Annotated in this window: 22 protein-coding genes; 17 read left to right on the plus strand and 5 right to left on the minus strand. The window is 39.3% G+C overall.

The window, feature by feature from the left end; all coding sequences use genetic code 11:
- Positions 1 to 52: 52 nt before the first annotated feature.
- Genes ACYVRA_RS13770 through ACYVRA_RS13780 form a run of 3 tightly spaced genes read left to right on the plus strand, consistent with a single transcriptional unit; the run spans position 53 to position 1,783 of the window.
- The gene (locus ACYVRA_RS13770) at positions 53 to 250 is read left to right on the plus strand and encodes a flagellar FlbD family protein (RefSeq protein ID WP_461253294.1); all 198 of its coding nucleotides are present in this window, start codon (positions 53 to 55) and stop codon (positions 248 to 250) included.
- A gap of 3 nt (positions 251 to 253) precedes the next feature.
- Positions 254 to 1,051, plus strand: coding sequence for a motility protein A (locus tag ACYVRA_RS13775; RefSeq protein WP_461253295.1), 798 nt, complete (start codon positions 254 to 256; stop codon positions 1,049 to 1,051).
- A 3-nt stretch (positions 1,052 to 1,054) separates the two neighbouring features.
- Positions 1,055 to 1,783, plus strand: coding sequence for an OmpA family protein (locus ACYVRA_RS13780; RefSeq protein ID WP_461253296.1), 729 nt, complete (start codon positions 1,055 to 1,057; stop codon positions 1,781 to 1,783).
- Between the two features lie 183 nt (positions 1,784 to 1,966).
- Here ACYVRA_RS13780 and ACYVRA_RS13785 read toward each other — a convergent pair whose 3' ends face one another.
- The 3 genes from ACYVRA_RS13785 to ACYVRA_RS13795 form a co-directional block, all read right to left on the minus strand.
- A complete protein-coding gene (locus ACYVRA_RS13785) occupies positions 1,967 to 2,518 on the minus strand; it encodes a CdiA C-terminal domain-containing protein (RefSeq protein WP_461253297.1) in 552 nt (183 codons plus the stop codon).
- Between the two features lie 233 nt (positions 2,519 to 2,751).
- Positions 2,752 to 3,135, minus strand: coding sequence for a hypothetical protein (locus ACYVRA_RS13790; protein WP_461253298.1), 384 nt, complete (start codon positions 3,133 to 3,135; stop codon positions 2,752 to 2,754).
- A 59-nt stretch (positions 3,136 to 3,194) separates the two neighbouring features.
- On the minus strand, positions 3,195 to 4,424 hold the full coding sequence (locus ACYVRA_RS13795; RefSeq protein ID WP_461253299.1) for a hypothetical protein: 1,230 nt from the start codon (positions 4,422 to 4,424) through the stop codon (positions 3,195 to 3,197).
- A 77-nt stretch (positions 4,425 to 4,501) separates the two neighbouring features.
- Between ACYVRA_RS13795 and ACYVRA_RS13800 the strand changes: the two genes are divergently transcribed.
- The gene (locus ACYVRA_RS13800; RefSeq protein WP_461253300.1) at positions 4,502 to 4,981 is read left to right on the plus strand and encodes a hypothetical protein; all 480 of its coding nucleotides are present in this window, start codon (positions 4,502 to 4,504) and stop codon (positions 4,979 to 4,981) included.
- A gap of 127 nt (positions 4,982 to 5,108) precedes the next feature.
- Here the strand turns inward: ACYVRA_RS13800 and ACYVRA_RS13805 are convergent, their stop codons facing one another.
- On the minus strand, positions 5,109 to 6,155 hold the full coding sequence (locus ACYVRA_RS13805) for a PDDEXK nuclease domain-containing protein (protein ID WP_461253301.1): 1,047 nt from the start codon (positions 6,153 to 6,155) through the stop codon (positions 5,109 to 5,111).
- 362 nt (positions 6,156 to 6,517) lie between these two features.
- Between ACYVRA_RS13805 and rplU the strand changes: the two genes are divergently transcribed.
- The 7 genes from rplU to rsfS are packed head-to-tail and all read left to right on the plus strand — an operon-like array spanning position 6,518 to position 11,318.
- On the plus strand, positions 6,518 to 6,826 hold the full coding sequence (gene rplU / locus ACYVRA_RS13810; RefSeq protein ID WP_461253302.1) for a 50S ribosomal protein L21: 309 nt from the start codon (positions 6,518 to 6,520) through the stop codon (positions 6,824 to 6,826).
- Between the two features lie 17 nt (positions 6,827 to 6,843).
- Positions 6,844 to 7,152, plus strand: a complete 309-nt coding sequence (locus ACYVRA_RS13815; protein WP_461253303.1) for a ribosomal-processing cysteine protease Prp — start codon at positions 6,844 to 6,846, stop codon at positions 7,150 to 7,152.
- A 45-nt stretch (positions 7,153 to 7,197) separates the two neighbouring features.
- The gene (rpmA, locus tag ACYVRA_RS13820; RefSeq protein WP_461253304.1) at positions 7,198 to 7,455 is read left to right on the plus strand and encodes a 50S ribosomal protein L27; all 258 of its coding nucleotides are present in this window, start codon (positions 7,198 to 7,200) and stop codon (positions 7,453 to 7,455) included.
- A gap of 9 nt (positions 7,456 to 7,464) precedes the next feature.
- Positions 7,465 to 8,526: a GTPase ObgE gene (gene obgE, locus ACYVRA_RS13825; protein WP_461253305.1), complete on the plus strand. Its 1,062-nt coding sequence runs from the start codon at positions 7,465 to 7,467 to the stop codon at positions 8,524 to 8,526.
- Positions 8,523 to 9,761, plus strand: coding sequence for a nicotinate (nicotinamide) nucleotide adenylyltransferase (gene nadD / locus ACYVRA_RS13830; protein ID WP_461253306.1), 1,239 nt, complete (start codon positions 8,523 to 8,525; stop codon positions 9,759 to 9,761). The genes obgE and nadD overlap by 4 nt, the downstream gene beginning before the upstream one ends.
- Positions 9,758 to 10,969, plus strand: a complete 1,212-nt coding sequence (locus ACYVRA_RS13835) for an LCP family protein (RefSeq protein ID WP_461253307.1) — start codon at positions 9,758 to 9,760, stop codon at positions 10,967 to 10,969. Before nadD ends, ACYVRA_RS13835 begins: the two co-directional genes overlap by 4 nt.
- Positions 10,944 to 11,318, plus strand: coding sequence for a ribosome silencing factor (rsfS, locus tag ACYVRA_RS13840; RefSeq protein WP_461253308.1), 375 nt, complete (start codon positions 10,944 to 10,946; stop codon positions 11,316 to 11,318). The genes ACYVRA_RS13835 and rsfS overlap by 26 nt, the downstream gene beginning before the upstream one ends.
- Positions 11,319 to 11,355: 37 nt before the next feature.
- On the opposite strand, the gene ACYVRA_RS13845 is transcribed toward rsfS, so the two are convergent.
- Positions 11,356 to 11,670, minus strand: coding sequence for a hypothetical protein (locus tag ACYVRA_RS13845; protein WP_461253309.1), 315 nt, complete (start codon positions 11,668 to 11,670; stop codon positions 11,356 to 11,358).
- A gap of 155 nt (positions 11,671 to 11,825) precedes the next feature.
- Here ACYVRA_RS13845 and ispE point away from each other — a divergent pair, with 155 nt between their 5' ends.
- The 6 genes from ispE (at position 11,826) to ACYVRA_RS13875 (ending at position 18,127) form a co-directional block, all read left to right on the plus strand.
- Positions 11,826 to 12,716 carry a 4-(cytidine 5'-diphospho)-2-C-methyl-D-erythritol kinase gene (ispE, locus tag ACYVRA_RS13850; protein WP_461253310.1) on the plus strand — a complete coding sequence of 297 codons (891 nt, stop codon included), beginning with the start codon at positions 11,826 to 11,828 and terminating at the stop codon, positions 12,714 to 12,716.
- Positions 12,717 to 12,985: 269 nt separating this feature from the next.
- Positions 12,986 to 13,204 (plus strand): hypothetical protein, encoded by a 219-nt coding sequence (locus ACYVRA_RS13855; protein WP_461253311.1) that lies wholly within the window; start codon positions 12,986 to 12,988, stop codon positions 13,202 to 13,204.
- Positions 13,205 to 13,838: 634 nt separating this feature from the next.
- On the plus strand, positions 13,839 to 14,354 hold the full coding sequence (locus ACYVRA_RS13860) for a hypothetical protein (RefSeq protein ID WP_461253312.1): 516 nt from the start codon (positions 13,839 to 13,841) through the stop codon (positions 14,352 to 14,354).
- The gene (locus ACYVRA_RS13865) at positions 14,354 to 14,689 is read left to right on the plus strand and encodes a hypothetical protein (RefSeq protein ID WP_461253313.1); all 336 of its coding nucleotides are present in this window, start codon (positions 14,354 to 14,356) and stop codon (positions 14,687 to 14,689) included. The genes ACYVRA_RS13860 and ACYVRA_RS13865 overlap by 1 nt, the downstream gene beginning before the upstream one ends.
- A gap of 252 nt (positions 14,690 to 14,941) precedes the next feature.
- Positions 14,942 to 17,674, plus strand: a complete 2,733-nt coding sequence (locus ACYVRA_RS13870) for a class I SAM-dependent DNA methyltransferase (RefSeq protein WP_461253314.1) — start codon at positions 14,942 to 14,944, stop codon at positions 17,672 to 17,674.
- Positions 17,675 to 18,127: a hypothetical protein gene (locus ACYVRA_RS13875; protein WP_461253315.1), complete on the plus strand. Its 453-nt coding sequence runs from the start codon at positions 17,675 to 17,677 to the stop codon at positions 18,125 to 18,127.
- Positions 18,128 to 18,165 lie beyond the last annotated feature (38 nt).

Below are 18,165 nucleotides of genomic sequence, written 5' to 3' on the forward strand. Positions count from 1 at the left end.
TAGGGATAGAGATGCCCCTAACCGCCTCTAGCCGTTAATCTCAAAAGGAAATATGATAAAAGTAACAAAGCTTGACGGGACGGAGTATTACATTAATCCTCATCAGATTGAATGTATAGAAATCCGCCCCGATACTGCTTTGGTAATGTTGTCAGGCAGAAATCATATTGTAAAAGAAGAGGTAGATACGGTTTTGGAAAGAATTGATGAGTATCGGCGGCGCTTAAGTCCGTACATTGTTCAGGAGTAAAAGATGAGTAAAGGCATGAATATGGGAAGCCTAATCGGGGCTTTTGGCGCATTGTTTATGATTGTTGGCTCCATCGTATTGAGCGGTAACAGCATAATGGCCTTCATAGATATTCCCTCATTACTCCTCGTTCTTGTCGGTTCATATTTTGCCCTTATGATAGCGTTCTCATTGTCAGACAGCTTGGGTATTTTTGCCGCTATCGGTCTTGCTTTTAAACAGCCTGTATTTGATACGTCAAGCATCATCCAAAAGATGATTGCGTTTTCCGAAAAAGCCCGCCGCGAAGGCTTGCTTGCTTTGGAAGACGAACTTGAAGACCTTGAAGATGAATTTATGAAAAAGGGTTTGCGTCTTGTAGTAGACGGAACCGACCAGGCAATTATCCGTGATCTTATGGAATTGGAATTAAGCCAGATGCAAGGTCGCCATTCATTTAAAATTAAACTTATTAACATGTGGGCGACTCTTGTACCCGGGTTGGGAATGTTAGGTACGGTTATGGGATTGGTAGGTATGTTACGCAACCTTGATGACAAAGCGTCTATCGGCCCTAACATGGCTCTTGCTCTTATTACAACATTCTACGGTTCTATGTTTTCTAACGTATTCTTTATTCCCTTTGCAAGTAAACTTGGCATATTTGATAATGATGAAGCCAGTCTGAAGGAAATGATCATCGAAGGCGTTCTTTCGATTCAAGCCGGTGATAATACGCGTATTTTGGCAATGAAACTTCTTGCATACCTTAATCCTGTCGCGCGTGTGGCGATGGAAAAAGAAGTATTAAAGGACGGTTAACGCATGGCGCGTAAGAAGAAAGCAGATGAACCTACCCCAAGTACGTGGTTAAATACCTATTCGGACATGATTACTCTCTGTCTTTGTTTCTTCGTCGTTCTTTTTAATCCCGATGATGTTACACAGGCGCAAATGGACGCGCTTTCCGATTCAGTTCGTCAGGGCGGTATCGGCTCATTGGCGGGCGGGTTTACCATTTCTGCGGGCAAAAACGCCGATTTAGGCAATACCATTATGTCCCTGCCTTCAATGGAGCGCGGCAGAGTTATGGGCACTGCCATGCGAAAAGCCATCTCCGTTTTTTCACCGGAGATACGCACAAATAAAATAAAGGTAACCCACGATGAGCGCGGCCTTGTTATTACTCTTGCAGGCGACGCGTTTTTTTATCCCGGCAGCGCTCAAATAAATATTGAGGCAACCAGAGATATACTGTTGCGCCTTGGAACGTATCTTGTTTCCTATGAATTACGCGACAGAAAATTTAGGATAGAAGGTCACACCGATGATACTGCCGTTGACACAAACGGCCCCTGGGAAGATAACTGGCAGTTGTCCGCAGAACGTTCAAGGGCGGTTCTTCGTTATCTAGCCGATCTTGGCATAAATGAAAACAAATTCCAAATCGCCGGTTTTGCCGCCACAGCGCCTGTTTCCTCGAATGATACCGAAGAAGGACGCGCTAATAACCGGAGAGTGGATGTTGTCATTCTTGATGAAGGGCATTTGTAATTTATTCGCCAAGATTTCTTACAAAGAGACAAAGATCACAAAGGAAGAGGGAAGAAGAATGTCACATTTTTCTGGTAAAAACGCTTGACTATTCATTTAAAATACGATATATTCAAGATGTGCGAGGCTGGGATAGCAATATCCCCCCTCGTCAGCCTGCCGGACGCGTCGCGCCCGGTTTTTTTATATCTTCAAGTCATCAACTTTCATAAAAATTAAATGATTTACACCCCTTATTTTCAGAATAATCCTGCCGCCCTTGTGCTTGTTATATTTTTTATAATCTCCTCCGTTTCTTACTCCGCGAAGGATTCCAATTATTTGTCGTTTTTGCAGTTTTGATTTTTCAAGGTTTATGAAAACATTTTCAGCTTGTTCTCTGGATTCGAGAAAACGCTTTCTTAATGTTCTTGGAGAGTTACCGTGTATATTTTTGAATTCATACGCAAGCCCATTAACAAAGGCATCGAATTTTTTATCTGTGTTACTTCTTAATTCCGGCGTTAAAATAACATAATTTCCTAACGCTTGTAAAACTAGTGCATCTCTAATTTCGTTCTTATAACCGACTGTCTCCCTATCTCTGCTTGATGCAACTGGCACACCGTGATCTTGTTCTATTTTTTCATTTGGGAATTCATTTTTGAAGGCTGCTATTGTTTTACGTTCGTTATCTTGTCTGCGCTGCATTTCCTTTGCCTCAGTTTGTTGTTGCAAGGTTTCGTCTTTCGTCATAAATTGTATCTGGTATATTATCTTCATTTTCAAAAAGAAGGTCAATTTATTAGCCAAGAATTTCACACAAAGATCACAAAGAGACAAAGATCACAAAGGAAGAGGGTCCAGGGTTTTTGTCCTAAGTCTATGCGCGGGCTTCACGATAGGATTACGAACAAGAACCCCTTTCCCTCTTCTTTGTGTTCTTCTCTTCCTTTGTGTTCTTTGTGAGAAATCTTGGGGAATAATTCTTAAACAGACAAATTAAACAACGCCCCCGTAACAGGCGCTGCGGGAGCGTAGACTCCCAGGGATTGAGTGGCTTTTATTTGCTTTTGGTATTGGTCTATTAAAGCGTTGATTCGGGTTTCGTCGGTTCCTTCTAAGTTGCCAAAATTCGCGTGGGGCTGGTTTTTCATTTTTGATAACTGTTCAATCATGGTGTCAAGGATTTTTAACTTGGAGATATTTACGCCCTGAGTGCCTTCAGGGGCGGGAGTCCCGGATACATGTTTAAAATGAGAGTAAATCATCATTCCAGGAGAGACGGGTAGGGACATCCTTCCGTCTGTCGCCCTGCTTATCGCAAAGCCCATGCTGGGGAACGCGTGACTTGGTATCGCTGTGACATTCATAATAAACTCCTATTATGAATATCGGAATAAATACTTGTGACTTTTAATAAAAAATGTCGCTAACGGTTCAGTCTCATCCAGTCGGCGAGGCGGCGTTCAAGGGGGTAGACATCGTTAGGGCGTTCCTTTCTGGCGCGGTCACGAAGATAGGGCATTACCACGCGTTCTTTGATAATTAGCCAGTTTGCGGGCAGTACATTTGGGAGCGTAAAATACTCCGACGGGGGCATTCGTCCTAAAAGTTCGGGGTAGAAAAGAGGGTAGATTTGTTCTGTAACAAGGTTTAGCGCCGAAAAGCCACCGCAGATACCAAAGATATTTTCGCTTATTCTGTTGACTCTTGAATACTCCAAAATGCGGCGTTGGTTTTCAATCTTGAAAAACCAAATAATAAACTCTTCAGCCGCTTTTTGGGATTTAATCCTCTTTGGAATACCCAAATAAACCGTATCATCCGTAACAGGAATACTGTCTTGTTCTTTTACCCAGCGAAAATCAAGAAGGCTTTTGCTTTCTTCGCTTAGTAAAAAAAGTTCGCTGCTTTCCATATAAGAGAAAAGTATGCGTCCATTCTGAATCAGTCTTTCCGGCGGTTCGAAAAAGTATTTAAAAGTAAAGTCATCTTCAGCCTGAGTACTGGTATTTATCTCATTTGTCCAGTTGTTGATAAAAGTCATTGACTTTTCCAAAGCCGTAGAATCCCAGGACAAAGGATTTGCTTCTTGGAATGAAGCGCCGGAAAGAATTGCCGTTGTAATAAGAAAGTTGTCATTCCACAGGGGAGAAAAACCCATCCGCGTATATACCCCACGGCTTATGGCGTTAAAATCCTTGCTTAATTTTTTTATTTCGTCAAAATCGATGGTAAATTGATTTGATAAAAACTGCTCCCTACTTCTGGAAAAAATCAACGCCGGAATGTTAAATGATACCGGTAATAGATATTGGCTTTTATTTATCCTGCCAATAGCCAAAAGGCGGGGATAGAATATGTTTCTTGAAAGTTTTTTCGCTCCGAATAAATTATCCAGAGTTTTAAAATTTACTCCCGTAGAAGCGTTTTTAAGCCAGCTTGCGATTATTATATCCGGCTTGTTTTGTTTGTTGAGTTCCATAGCCGGAAATTCAACGTATTTTACGGCAACCTTGTATTGATCTTGCGCCGTATTAAAAAATTCGCTATAAAGGGCGATTTCAGGCCGATCTGTCCAAATTTGCGCCGTCTTATTATCACCGCAGGAAACTAAAACAACAGCCAATAAAAAAATGCAGATTTTAAATGAACGCATAAATAAGTGTATTTTGCCCGCTATGTGCTTGTCAATCAGTCTTATGAATAGTATCATTAAAAAAATGGAGGCTTTTTTTGGATCGGATAAAAGATCCTCACATAATCAGGCTGCTTGAGCAGATTGGTGAGCATTATCGCGCAAATATTGCAAACAGATTTTTACGCCCTGTTTTACTGCAAATTCAGGTCGATAAAAACACATGGGATTTAATAGAAGTTCTAACCGAAAAAATGGATTTGTACCGTTATCAAGGATTTAATCTTGACGAATTGTACCGCCAAATTGCCGCCTGCGCCCGTTTTATCGAAGTAGCCCGTAATAAATCCACCATTAAAAGCAAAATAAGCCTGCTGCCTCCCGGCCATGATAAAACTCTGCGGGAAATGGCAGTCAGTAATTTTTCTTCCAACTTAAAAGTTTTTTCAGAGTTGTTAAATGAGCTATACACAAGTTTGGTAGAAATGGATAAAGAAGACCCCGGAAATAAAGGAAAGCCCCTTTATACCCAAATGCCGGAACTTTACAATATTGACAGTTTATTGGCTGGGGTTTGATTTATTCCAAAGATTTCTCACAAAGGACACAAAGGAAGAGAAGATCACAAAGGGGAATTAGGGAGAAAACTAACAAGACTATTGACGTTTATAAAAAGTCATATACTGTATATTCCCATAATTTAATTTACCCATGACATTCAATATTGGCTTCCTTCAGTTTGCTTTCGATAATAGCCCGCTCGTGTTCCAGTTCCTGTTTCAGTTCTTCTTCCGTGGGAAGATAATCCATATATTTTGAGGCAAAGAGATTATCTTTATCGGAAAGAACAGAGTATTTTGCCATAGTTTCATTTTTATCGGCGCACAGAATAATGCCCAATGTTGGGTTGTCTTCTGGAAGCTTGATTTTATCATCAAAATAGCGGACATAGAAATCAATCTGCCCAATATCCTGATATGACAGCTTCCCGGTTTTCAAATCAATTATAATAAAACATTTTAAGAGATAATTGTAAAAAACCAAATCGACATAATAATGATCACCCTCAATGGTTATACGTTTCTGCCGCGCGACAAATGAAAACCCTTTGCCTAACTCCAAAAGGAATTCCTGTAGTTTGTCTATAAGAGCTTGCTCAAGCTCGCTTTCGTGGTAATCTTTGTTTTCTTTTAGGTCGAGGAACTCCAGAATATAGGGGTCTTTTAGTATAAAGTCAGGGTCTGTTTTTGGTTCGGTTTTTTGAATCTCATTTTTAACCGATTCCTTGCCCTCTTTTCGGGTGGCAAGGAGCCGTTTGTAATAAAAAGTTGTAATTTGCCGTTCAAGCTGACGGGAACTCCAGTTACATTCGATACACTCTTTGAGATAAAATTCACGTTCAACCTCATTTCCAACCTTCATTAAAAGCCGGTAATGCGTCCAGCTTAATTCGAGACGCAGTGCGTCTCGAATTGGAAAGGTTTGATAAAACTGCCGCATTTTGCGTAAATTTGTCTCTTCAAAGCCTTTTCCAAATTCAACAGTCAAACGGTCGGACAAATATTTTAATAATTGAGAACCATATTCAGCCCGTGGATTATTGCCTTGGGCTTCCATGATTTGCCGCCCTATATCCCAATAGGCTTCGACCATAGCTGTATTAACGGCGGTATACGCTTTTTGCCGAGCGGCGGCAAGAACAGTGCGGATATTTTGATAAACTGTATCTTCGGCGGGACTTATATCAGCCATTTGTCTCAACCTTCGTTTTTTCCTTCCATTTCCGCTTACTGCTAGAATATCTTATATTTTTCATATTTTCAATAATAATTTTAGTAAGGAAGATTTATTCGCAAAGATTTCACACGAAGATCACGAAGAAACAAAGATCACAAAGAGGAATAAGGGGTTTATGTCCGCAATCTTATCGTAAAGCCCACGCAAAGCCCCCAGACAACAACATTGCTCATTTCTCATTGCTAATCGGTTTTCCCTCTTCTTTGTGTTCTTCTCTTCCTTTGTGCTCTTTGTGAGAAATTTTTCAGATAATTCCCCCTTGACTATTTTTCCCATTTAGGCTAAAAAATAGTATTACTTGACGTTTGGAGAAAGAAATGTACGCTTTAGTAGAATTTAAAGGAAAGCAGTATAGAGCCGAAACGGGCGATCTGCTCAAGGTTGATTTGATTGACGCTGAGCCGGGGACAGCTGTTGATATCGAGACTGTGCTGTTAGTTTCTGGTGACTCGGTAAAGGTTGGCGACCCCTATGTGAAGGGCGCGAAAGTGTCCGCGACGGTGGAATCCCACGGGAAAGACGATAAAATCGTTGTTTCAAAGTACAAGCCCAAGAAGGATTACAGGCGGAAGCGGGGACACAGGCAGCAGTACTCAATTATTAAAATTGGGGATATATCAGCCTGATCGATATAGAAGCGGTTTTGGACAATGACGGCGTTTTAAGGGCCTGTAAGGCTAATGGACACGCCGGAGCCGGTAAAGCCGGAAGCGACATTGTCTGCGCCGCCGTATCGGTTTTGTTTAGGACGGCGATAAGCGTCCTGTCTCACAAGGACGGGATAACAATTAGGTTCGGCGCTCCAGAAAAGGGCCAATTGTGGCTGGAAGCCGATTATAAGGCGGAGGGAAAAGATTTTCTTTCTGCCACAGGGGTCTTTCTGATAGAAGGATTAAAATCCGTCGCTCAGGAATACCCAAAAAATTGCGAGATTAGTATTAAGAACATTTAAAAGCTTCAGTTTTTAGATGTTCTCATAACCTGAGGAGGAATTGATATGGCACGGAAACGCGGCGGAAGCGGCGCTAAAAACGGAAGAGATTCACAACCTAAATATCTGGGTGTTAAAGCATCGGCGGGCACATTGGTAAAAGCGGGGACAATTATCGCGCGTCAGCGGGGAACAAGAATTCACCCGGGAGACAATGTCGGTTGCGGCGGCGATTATACGCTTTTTGCACTTGCGGACGGGAAAGTTAATTTTTCACAGCGCCGCGGACGCAAACTTGCTTCGATAGTTCAGGACGCACAATAACCCTCTTGCGTGGAAAAATTCGCGGATGAAGCAACAATAGAAGTTTCCTCTGGAAATGGCGGCAACGGTTGCGCGGCTTTCCGCAGGGAAAAATATATCCCAAAGGGCGGACCGGCTGGCGGGGACGGAGGCAGGGGAGGGGACATTGTTTTCACTGTCCGAAGAAACCTGCGCACTCTTGCCCACTTGCGCTACAAACACACTTTTAAAGCAGAGAATGGCCATGACGGCGAGAACTGGGGACGCTACGGGGCAAACGGTTCGGACATGGTAATCCCATTGCCGCCCGGTTCGCTAATCCGCCAAGAAGAGACAGGCGAACTTATCAGGGATTTTTCCAAAAATCAAGAAGACTTTGTTTTTTTAAAAGGCGGCAATGGCGGATGGGGTAATATTCACTTTAAGTCTTCCGTGAATCAGGCGCCAAGAAAAGCATTGCCGGGAAAGCCGGGACAAACCGTCAAATTAAAAGTCGAGTTACAAATAATGGCGGACATTGGTCTTGTGGGTTTTCCCAATGCCGGCAAATCCAGTCTTCTTGACCGTTTTACAAATGCAAGGCCAAAAATAGCGGCATATCCCTTTACGACAAAAATCCCCAACCTCGGCGTTTTAACTGTGGGAGAGAAAGATATAATCATCGCCGACATTCCCGGCCTTATCGAAGGAGCGTCCGAAGGGGCGGGGCTTGGCATTCAGTTTTTAAAACATATTTCGCGCACTGCCGCATTGGCTTTTCTTATCGACCTATCTGACGAAAACTACCTTGCCGCTTTTGATATTCTGCTGAAAGAACTCGGCTCTTTTTCTTCCGCTCTTATTCAAAAAAATCGGCTGTTAGTTGGAACAAAAACCGACTTGCCTGAAACTGAAGGCAGACTTGCGGAGCTTGCGGCAAAGTACCCGTCAGAAGAAGTTATCGGCATTTCGGTTTTTTCAGGCGACGGAATAAAAGAGCTGGCCAATGCTTTTTTGCGTCTTACTTCCGCCCCGCAAAATGAAACAACAGACGAAAATATTGATGAGGGCGAAGTGGAAGTTGAAGATGTCTTTGAAGGAGAGGAAAATTGAAACTTGGCATTTTAGGCGGCAGTTTTGCCCCTGTTCATAACGGGCATATTTTTCTGGCTGAAAAAGCTCTAGCCGCGTTAAAACTTGACAGGGTAGTTTTTATCCCCGCCTACCGTTCCCCGTTTAAGTTAGACGCACAGGGAATGGAAATAAGCGCGAAAGACAGAATAGACATGCTTGCCGCTTCAATAGTCGGCGACCACAGGTTTGCAATTGACATTTGCGAAATAAGGCGGGAAGGAATCTCGTACACAATAAACACTCTGGAAGATATAATAGAAAGGTATTTGCCTACAGGCAAGCCAGCGCTGATTATTGGCGATGATATTGCCGAGGATTTTCCAAAATGGCGCGAGAGCGATAAAATTTTAAAATTAGCGGATATTGTCATCGCGCATAGGGTCAATTCCACCGCGGTTAATTACCCCTTTGCTAATATCACTATCGAAAACGAAATACTCGACGTTTCGTCGCATGAAATAAGACAAATGATTAGCGAAAGCGGCGATTGGCAAAGGCTTGTTCCCCCAGGGGCAGCCGCTATTATCACAGACAGAAAATTATACGGTTACAACAGTAATTCGCGCTCCAAAACCGCTCCTAAGACTGGTATTCAACACGTTAAACATGCTCCTGAGACTGTTTTTCAACGCCCAGAAACCGCTCTTGACAGCGTTATTCAGCGCGTTGAGACGGCGGCAAGGGAAACCCTCAGTACTGAGCGTTTTCTTCATTCAAGAAACACTGCCCTCCATGCCTTTGATTTATGCCGCCGTTTCGGCCTTGATCCGATGGAAGGTTATTTAGCGGGAATTGGCCACGATTTGGCAAAACAAATAGATAACAAACAGATGTTAAAAATTGTCAAAACCGCCAGAATGGACATTTCCGCTCTTGAAGCGGACAAACCAAATCTTTTGCACGGAAAAGCTGCGGCGGTCTTGCTAAGAGAGCAATTCTCCATTCATAATGAAGATGTGCTTGAGGCTGTGGCAATCCATACGTCGGGCGACGAAAATATGGGGCCGTTGGCTAAGATAATATTTATTGCCGATAAAACCGAAGCTTCAAGAAATATTGAACCTGCTCTAAGAAGAATGTGCAGGGAAGATACGTTGGATAACATTCTTTTTGCCGTGCTTGAAAAATCCATCGCAAAAGTACAGGCAAAAGGAATGGAGGTATCCGAGGATACGCTAAGGCTGTTAAAAAAATTGAAGGAAAGGAAAAATTGAAATTAATAAAAGGCGACGCTTCTTTTTTATTGCTTGGGATGATAATTCTTTTACTCGCGTCTGGAATTGTCATTTCTATAATTGTATTCCGCAGTAATCCTGTTGAAGACGCTTTTTCCACTAACCGCGTTATCAATGTGCTGTTTGTAATTGAAAACGATAAAATGCCCGTCAGCACTTATGTGCTGATGTATTATCCGGTTACAAAACGCGCCGCCATTTTTGACATACCGGAAGATCTTGGGCTTTTAATAGCGAAAATTAACCGCGTTGACAGGATTGACAGGGTGTATGATCCGCAGAGGCTGGGGAGCTACCAAAGTGAAATTGAAAAACTTTTAGGGATAGAGATAACTTTCTCGTTTGTCATCACAAAGGAAAATCTTGTTTCTATTGTAGACCTTCTGGAAGGAGTGGAGATTTTTATTCCTACGCCTGTGTCATACATGGATGATAATGGCATTATTCTGTTTCCTTCCGGCATGACTGTTCTTGACGGCGACAAGGCAAGTCTTTATGCGACGTACAGTCTTCCGCATGAAGACAGTGAAATGTCGGTTTTTAGAAGGCAGCGTTTCTTCTTGGGATATTTGCACCGTCAGATACAGATGAATGACAGGCTTAACAATCCGCAGGCCGCGAAGATGTACCATTCATTTTTTAGGACAAGCATGAACCAGAGGGCGATGACGCTGCTCTTTGACGAGTTTGTCAATATAGATACGGACAGAACCAATATTCAATCTGTCGGAGGAAATCTGAGGCAAGTATCAGGACAGATGCTTATTATTCCGCATTGGGACGGTAATCTTGTAAAAGAAGTCGTGCGTCAAACATTAGGAACATTAACAAGAGAGATTGAAGAGCATTTTATCGAGCGTAATCTTACGGTGGAAGTTTTAAATGGAACCGCCGTGAACGGTCTTGCCGGAAGAACTGCGGAAATGCTGCGTAGTTTTGGTTTTGATATAATTTCCATAGGAAACGCCGACCGCAGTAATTACGAAAATACATTAATAATTCAACGCACGCCGGATGATACGCTGGTTAAATCTTTTGCAGACGTTATCCAATGCAATAATATCCGCCGTGAAATAATGCCCGAAACAAAGGAAAATGAAACGGTTATTCAGGATATCGAATATAAAGCTGATGTTACCCTATTGATTGGAAGGAACTTTAATGGAAGATATGTCACAGGAAATTGACGAACAGGCTGCTTGTTTCAGCGAGCTTTTACGCGAGCATAAGGGGCAGGATGTTTCAGTACTGGATCTGCGCGGAATAAATAACTGGACTGACTTTTTTATAATTGCGACCGCGTCAAGCAAAACCCATATTGACGGGCTTGAAAGGCACATCAAGGAATTTTGCCGTGAAAAGAAAATAGAAATACTTGGCAGTTCACGTAAAGATACGGACGATGAATGGCGACTGATAGATATTGGACTAATAATCATTCATTTGATGACACAAGAGGTACGGGAATTTTACGAACTGGAAAAACTTTGGGCGCCGATGCCAGCGTCTAAAAATGAAATGTCGGTTATTAAGTAACCTTCTAAAAATTCAAGTTTTTAGAAGGTTTCATTAATTACTCGTCGTCTTCATCCCATTCGTCATCTTCGTCTTCTTCGTAATCGTCATCTTCGTCTTCATCGTCGTCGTAGTCGTCATCTTCGTCTTCGTCATCATCATCGTCATCGTCGTCCAAGTCGTCATCTTCATCTTCGAAATCGTCATCTTCGTCTTCGAAATCGTCATCTTCAAAATCTTCGTCATCACTGATGTCATCATCATCACTGAAAATGAAAGCCGGCGGCGGATTCTTTGTTTTGTAAACGGTATCAAAACCGTTTACCGGTATCAGCGTTAAATCTTCCTGATCCATAGCTCCGTTCAGAACCATAACGTTCTCCCTTAGAAATTAATATTTCTTGAATCTAAACTGAGTATTGAAGGTAAAAAAACCTCACACTAGAAACATAAAAGAGTATATATTAATTTGTCAACAGGTTTACAAGAAAAATTGAAAAACTTTTAAAATATGCTATTCTATAGCTTATGCCGATATTTCCAGAAAAATTGCCCGTTTTTGCCCCCGCCAAGGTCAACCTTCATTTGGCGGTAAAAAACAGGCGTCCCGACGGTTTTCACGACATTGACAGCGTATTTTTAGCCGTAAATTTCGGCGATACCCTGTATTTTGAGGCTATCGAAGGCAAAAACACCGTAGAAATCGACATGAAAGGCTTAAATTCCCCCCTGCCGCCTGAAAAAAACATCATTTTTAAGGCTATTTCCCTGTTTAGGGAAAAAACAGGCTTCAGTCAGGGGGTAAAAATAACGGTTGAAAAGCGTATCCCTATGGGCGGCGGTCTTGGCGGTGGCTCTTCAGACGCGTCTGCCACGCTATTAGCACTAAATAAGCTAGCCGGTTTACCCTGCCGCCGCGAAGATTTACTTGAAATTGCCGCCTGTCTTGGCAGCGATGTCCCCTTTTTTGTCTACGAAACCCCCGCCGCCAGAGTGACAGGCCGCGGAGAGCGTATTCTGCCGATAAACGCGCCAATGTTGTTTTTGGTTCTTGTCAATCCCGGCTTTTCCAGCGAGACATCCGCCGCCTATAAATTACTGGATGAAAACCGAATTTATAAGCCGTCATCAAATGATGATATTAGCGAATTCTTAAAAGAGGGAATATTTGAGAAAAAAGCCTTTTCTCATTTTACCAATGATTTTCTAAGTGTTTTTCCGGAACCAGAAAAATCCGTTTATAATGAGATTATCGTTGTATTAAAGAAATTAGGCGCACATTACGCGAATCTTTCCGGTTCCGGGGCTACATGTTTTGGAGTTTTCGCGGATAGGGAACTGGCGCGAAAAGCGGCTGACGCGCTAAGAGGGAAGTGGGCTTTTGTGAGGGATTGCTGTACATATATAAAAGAAAAATGAAAAAATAAGAAAGAAAAAAGCAAGAAGGTTATGCTCCGCTTAAAATGTCGCGCTTACTTGACAAACATTGTGTGTTTAAGGAGAGGGAGCGGTCAAAAGAAAATACTTGAGAATGGGTGATAAATTAAAACATTTTACTTTACTGAGTACAGGATAAGAGCTTTAGAGTAACAAGTAATTAGGTAAAACGCGCAATTTTCCCCTTGCCGTAACCTTATAAAAGCTAGTAAAATGAGAATAAGGAGATATTTATGCCGCAAGCGTAAACCATGACTTTAGGTGAAAAACTTGACATATTAAATAAATCTGTAGCCCTGAAAAAATCAGGTGATCTTGAAGGTTCCAATCGTCTAATAAAATCAGTCCCTTTGCCCCCTTATCTGGCAAAAATAGCCAAAGAGAAAATAGGTTTGGATTTTCTTATAAACGGCGGGTGGAATTTATCCGAAGTAGAGGCCGAATTTGGACATTCATTCCTTAGCAACTAATATTTATATTGCAGTTACTCATATTGAATTCTGCATAGTGCCTTTTAAAGAAGATTAAACTATGAACCAGAAAGAAAAATACAACAAATAATACTTTAAAAGATATTTTTTTAAAACTGGAAACACATTTGATGGATTCTATATATTTGAAATAATTTAAAAAAAAGAATTTGAAAAAGAAATTTAATGTGAAAGAGGTATCACTTGCCTTATTGTATCATATTGGCGACGAATTATTGGAAATGTTTTGTAAAGATAAAGGAATAAGGCTGATACAATAATGAATTCTTAGTAAATCGAATGTTTGTAAATTAATGTCATTATTGACTTTATACTTATCAGCAGCTATATTTTTCCTTGTAGCCGTCAAAGATTCATGTGGAAACAGGACTATGCCGAAAGGTGTAGACTGCAGTGTGTCCCAATCCAGCCGGATGGCCACTATTTATGGTTATGAATTAAAGGCTAAAATACCAAAATATTTTGACAATAAACTAGTTTCATTACGTTAAACAGGTTATTATTAAAATGGCTTTAATTGAATATCATTTGACAAAAATAGGTTATTATGTATAATAAAAACTATTATATGCGTATTAAATAAAACCAATACGGTTAAAGTAAGGTGGTTTTTATGTCAGTAATTGAAAAAATAGTGCTGCCCCTATTTGGCATATTTGGAACATTGATAACAATATTAACTTTCATTTTTCCTCAATACGCCAATGTACAAATAAATTTATCGGTTTATGTTTCTACAATATTAATATTATTATTAATATGTTCCATATTTTTGAAATTGTTATTAGATACAAAAAAGCATATTAATGATAATGTGTATTTCAACAATTTCTCTTTAAGTCCTATACAATTTGTATCTAAAGAGAATATACTAATATTAAATCGTATTATAAATATACCCCTAAATACAACGGTTTCAGTGTATATTAAAGAAGGTTTATATGAGAAATTATTATCAATAGGTTATGTTTCACATGTTCAGGAAAAAATTATACAAATTAAAATGTTATTTTTAAACAGTAATTTGATTACGCTATTGAGCGATAATAATAATTTAAATCAAGTGATTGTTCGACCTGCATCAAATATAAATAATCTAATGAAAATGATTAATAAAGGAGAAAAGTAATGCAAATTGTGAAAATTTTGGATAATTACACGTACGTTATTAATGAAGGTACAATGGGAAGAGTAAAGAAAGGGCAAAAGTGTTATATTTATTTATTGGGAGAAGAAATTTTTGATCCGAGTTCTGGGACAGTATTAGGGAATTTGGAGATACCGAAAGCTTATTGTACTGTAACTCATGCTCAAGATAATTTATCAATAATACAATCTGATGATGCACCTTCTCCATTTTATGGCTTTAAACTTAAATTGCAATATGATTATTTTGAAAATAAATTGACTGATGAAATGAAAGAAATAAAAATTGGTGATTATGTTAAAATAGTGAACGATTAATTATAAGGGTAAAACAAATTTTGAATTGACAACAGAAAACGGTTTAATTAAGGACTATGGCAAATTCGAAAAGTTATTACATGAAATTAAAAAAGAAGATGATTGTTGATACTATATCGATTATTTCAAGGACATTGACTGGTCTAAAAACGCCCAATAGATGAATTTTTGCCGGAACCGTAATAAAAAAAATATGGTGCTTTCTACTGCCCGTATACACCAATTATTCAAAATAGGCTATAATATCTCATTATGCCCCTATCATGGAATGAAATCAGATTAAGAGCCTCTAACTTCGTAAACGAATGGAAAGACAAAGCTCCAAAAGCAAGAGAAGAAGCGGACGCGCAGGATTTTCAAACCGACTTTCTAAACATTTTCGGTGTTTCAAGAAGACAAGTCGCCAACTTTGAACATAGGGTAAAAATTGGCGGTCAAGAGGATTTATTAGGCAATACAACAGGCGGCCGCAGGGGTTATATCGACCTTTTCTGGAAAGGCCGTTTTATGATAGAAATGAAGACTCCAGGAAAGGATAGGGTAAAAGCATATCAACAGGCAAAAGAGTATGCAGTTAATCTTCCTCCTAACGAACTTCCCGAAGGAATACTTATCTCTGACTTTTGTAATTTTGATTATTATAACCTTGAAAAAGACAATGAAGTTGAGCATTTTACATTAAATGAATTACCGGAAAAAGTGGAATTATTTGGTTATCTTGCAGGTTATAAAGACATAAAATTTCAAGCTGTAAGTCCAGTTGATATTGAAGCCGCTGAACACATGGGCGAACTACACGACGCTCTTAAAGAAAGCGATTATACAGGGCATCAACTAGAAATGTACCTTGTCCGCCTTCTTTTCTGTTTGTTTGCCGATGACTCAGGCATTTTTGAAGAAAAAAAATTATTTTATAGGTATATCAAAGAAAGAACAAATGAAGACGGAAGCGATTTAGCCATTCATTTAGGACAGATATTTGATATTCTAAATAAACATGAAGAAAAACGCTTAAAAAACATTGATGAAACATTAAATAAATTTCCCTATGTAAATGGCAGTCTTTTTGAAGAAAGACTGGAAACCGCAGCCTTTAATTCGTCAATGCGAAAGACATTACTAAAATGTTGCACTCTGGACTGGTCACAGATAAAGCCTGAAATTTTCGGGGCAATGTTCCAGAGCGTAAAGGATAAAGAAAGCCGCCGTGCGTTAGGTGAGCATTATACCAGCGAAGAAAACATATTAAAAGTAATAAAACCTCTATTTCTTGATAAGTTATGGGAAGAATTCGAGAAAATAAGAAAATTAAAATCTGACATTCGTACACAAAGGCTTTTGGAATTTCATACCAGACTTCGTCAGTTAAAATTCCTTGACCCTGCCTGCGGCTGCGGCAATTTCTTAGTCGTAAGTTATCGTGAACTCCGCTTGCTTGAGATAGAAGTCTTATCTGAATATTTACAGACACAACAGGTTCTTGACATTGAACTTATGGTGAGGGTAAATGTAGATCAATTTTGCGGAATTGAAATAGTAGAATTTCCTGCCCGTATCGCCCAAACCGCTTTATGGCTTATGGATCACCTGATGAATAGGAAAGCATCGGAGAAATTTGGTAAATACATTGCCCGTATTCCCTTGACCGCTTCGCCATATATTGTGAATGATAACGCATTTAGAATTGATTGGGAATCAATTATTCCCAAAGATGAATTATCATATATATTAGGCAATCCTCCGTTTGTAGGATATAAAATGCAAAGTGAAGAACAAAAAATTGATATGCGTCAAGTATTCGATGATGTAAAAAATTTGGATTATGTTTGTGCATGGTATAAAAAATCCTGTAACTTTATGCAGAAAAATAAAAATATTACAACCGCTTTTGTTTCAACAAATTCAATAACACAAGGCGAACAAGTGGCTGAACTCTGGAAGCCTTTATTTGGGCAGGGAATAAGTATAAATTTTGGTGTTCCTACATTCAAATGGAGCAATCAAGCAAAAGGAAAAGCCGCTGTCCATTGTGTAATTGTCGGTTTCAGCATGAATAAAACCAATGAAGATTTAAACCCATATTTGCTTAAATCACCAACTATCTTTATTGAACGGCGTAATTCCCCTATTTGTAAAGTACCAAAAATGCAAAAGGGGAATGAAATGTATGATGATTGTAACTTAATTATTGAAGCGAATGAATATGAGGAATTTATTAAGAAAGAACCATTAGCGAAAAAATATATTAAACGCTATATGGGTTCAGAAGAATTCATAAATAATAAAATACGTTATTGTATATGGCTGTTAAACGCTGATCCCGCTGAATTGCGAAAAATGCCTTCTGTTATGAAAAGAGTAGAAGCGGTAAAACAATTCAGACTTCGTTCAAAACGGGAAGCAACAAGAAAAACGGCGGTAACACCGACTATTTTTTCTGTTATCCATCAACCAACAACAGATTATATTTTATTTCCTGTAATATCATCAGAGAAAAGAGATTATATTCCCATCGGTTTTGTATCACCTGAAATTATCGTAAGTTATGCTGTATTTACTATTCCTAATGCGTCACTTTATCATTTTGGAATATTAACATCGACAATGCACATGGCATGGACAAGATATGTTTGCGGAAGGCTTGAAATGCGTTATCGTTATTCTAATGATATAGTCTATAATAATTTCCCCTTTCCTGAACCAACAGAAAAACAGAAAGTGGAAATAGAAAAATTAGCTCAAGCAGTTTTGGACGCACGTTTGCAATTCCCAAATGCAAGCCTAGCCGACTTGTATGACCCTTTAACTATGCCAAAAGAATTACTAAAAGCACACCAAAAATTAGATAAAGCAGTCGAAGCCGCCTATGGTCGTACTTTCGATGATGACAGCCAACGTGTTGCGTATTTGTTTGAACTGTACCAGAAGTTGAGTGGTGAGCTGTTTGTTGAGGGAAAAAAACGGAGCAAAGGGAGGCGTATTTAAATGGTTAATCCAAGAAATAAAAATAAAAAACTTTATTATGAGGACAGGCTTATAATTTATATTGATATATTAGGCTTTTCTAATTTTATTGACCTAACATCTCAATCAAAAATAAATTATTCAGAGAAATTATTAGCAATAAACAATCTTTTAAATATTCTTAAGAATTATTTTAAAGTAGAATATAAAAATTTAAAAGTTTCAAAGACTAGACAATTTACGTCATTTTCTGATTTGCTTGTGGTAAGTATTAACTTGAAAGAAATTAGTAATATAGCTTTTGAGATATATGAAATATATAATTTATTAAATGAAACAATTTATAAAGGTTTCTTATTACGGGGAGCTATAGTTTATGGAAAAATTATTCATACAAAAGATGATTTAGATACAATAAAATTTATTTTAGAAGAAAAAATTTCTGAATACATAAATATATCCAAAATTACATAAATATCCAACCAAGTACCACATCAGTAATTGCTTCTCAA

The organism is Treponema sp. R8-4-B8 (genome assembly GCF_054786175.1).

Excerpts from the sequence above, each read along its gene's own strand:
- ACYVRA_RS13770 (WP_461253294.1), top strand. The coding sequence starts at position 53 with ATGATAAAAGTAACAAAGCTTGACGGGACGGAGTATTACATTAATCCT.
- ACYVRA_RS13775 (WP_461253295.1), top strand. The coding sequence starts at position 254 with ATGAGTAAAGGCATGAATATGGGAAGCCTAATCGGGGCTTTTGGCGCA.
- ACYVRA_RS13780 (WP_461253296.1), top strand. The coding sequence starts at position 1,055 with ATGGCGCGTAAGAAGAAAGCAGATGAACCTACCCCAAGTACGTGGTTA.
- ACYVRA_RS13785 (WP_461253297.1), bottom strand. The coding sequence starts at position 2,518 with ATGACGAAAGACGAAACCTTGCAACAACAAACTGAGGCAAAGGAAATG.
- ACYVRA_RS13790 (WP_461253298.1), bottom strand. The coding sequence starts at position 3,135 with ATGAATGTCACAGCGATACCAAGTCACGCGTTCCCCAGCATGGGCTTT.
- ACYVRA_RS13795 (WP_461253299.1), bottom strand. The coding sequence starts at position 4,424 with ATGCGTTCATTTAAAATCTGCATTTTTTTATTGGCTGTTGTTTTAGTT.
- ACYVRA_RS13805 (WP_461253301.1), bottom strand. The coding sequence starts at position 6,155 with ATGGCTGATATAAGTCCCGCCGAAGATACAGTTTATCAAAATATCCGC.
- rplU (WP_461253302.1), top strand. The coding sequence starts at position 6,518 with ATGTACGCTTTAGTAGAATTTAAAGGAAAGCAGTATAGAGCCGAAACG.
- rpmA (WP_461253304.1), top strand. The coding sequence starts at position 7,198 with ATGGCACGGAAACGCGGCGGAAGCGGCGCTAAAAACGGAAGAGATTCA.
- rsfS (WP_461253308.1), top strand. The coding sequence starts at position 10,944 with ATGGAAGATATGTCACAGGAAATTGACGAACAGGCTGCTTGTTTCAGC.
- ACYVRA_RS13845 (WP_461253309.1), bottom strand. The coding sequence starts at position 11,670 with ATGGTTCTGAACGGAGCTATGGATCAGGAAGATTTAACGCTGATACCG.
- ispE (WP_461253310.1), top strand. The coding sequence starts at position 11,826 with ATGCCGATATTTCCAGAAAAATTGCCCGTTTTTGCCCCCGCCAAGGTC.
- ACYVRA_RS13855 (WP_461253311.1), top strand. The coding sequence starts at position 12,986 with ATGACTTTAGGTGAAAAACTTGACATATTAAATAAATCTGTAGCCCTG.
- ACYVRA_RS13860 (WP_461253312.1), top strand. The coding sequence starts at position 13,839 with ATGTCAGTAATTGAAAAAATAGTGCTGCCCCTATTTGGCATATTTGGA.
- ACYVRA_RS13865 (WP_461253313.1), top strand. The coding sequence starts at position 14,354 with ATGCAAATTGTGAAAATTTTGGATAATTACACGTACGTTATTAATGAA.
- ACYVRA_RS13870 (WP_461253314.1), top strand. The coding sequence starts at position 14,942 with ATGCCCCTATCATGGAATGAAATCAGATTAAGAGCCTCTAACTTCGTA.
- ACYVRA_RS13875 (WP_461253315.1), top strand. The coding sequence starts at position 17,675 with ATGGTTAATCCAAGAAATAAAAATAAAAAACTTTATTATGAGGACAGG.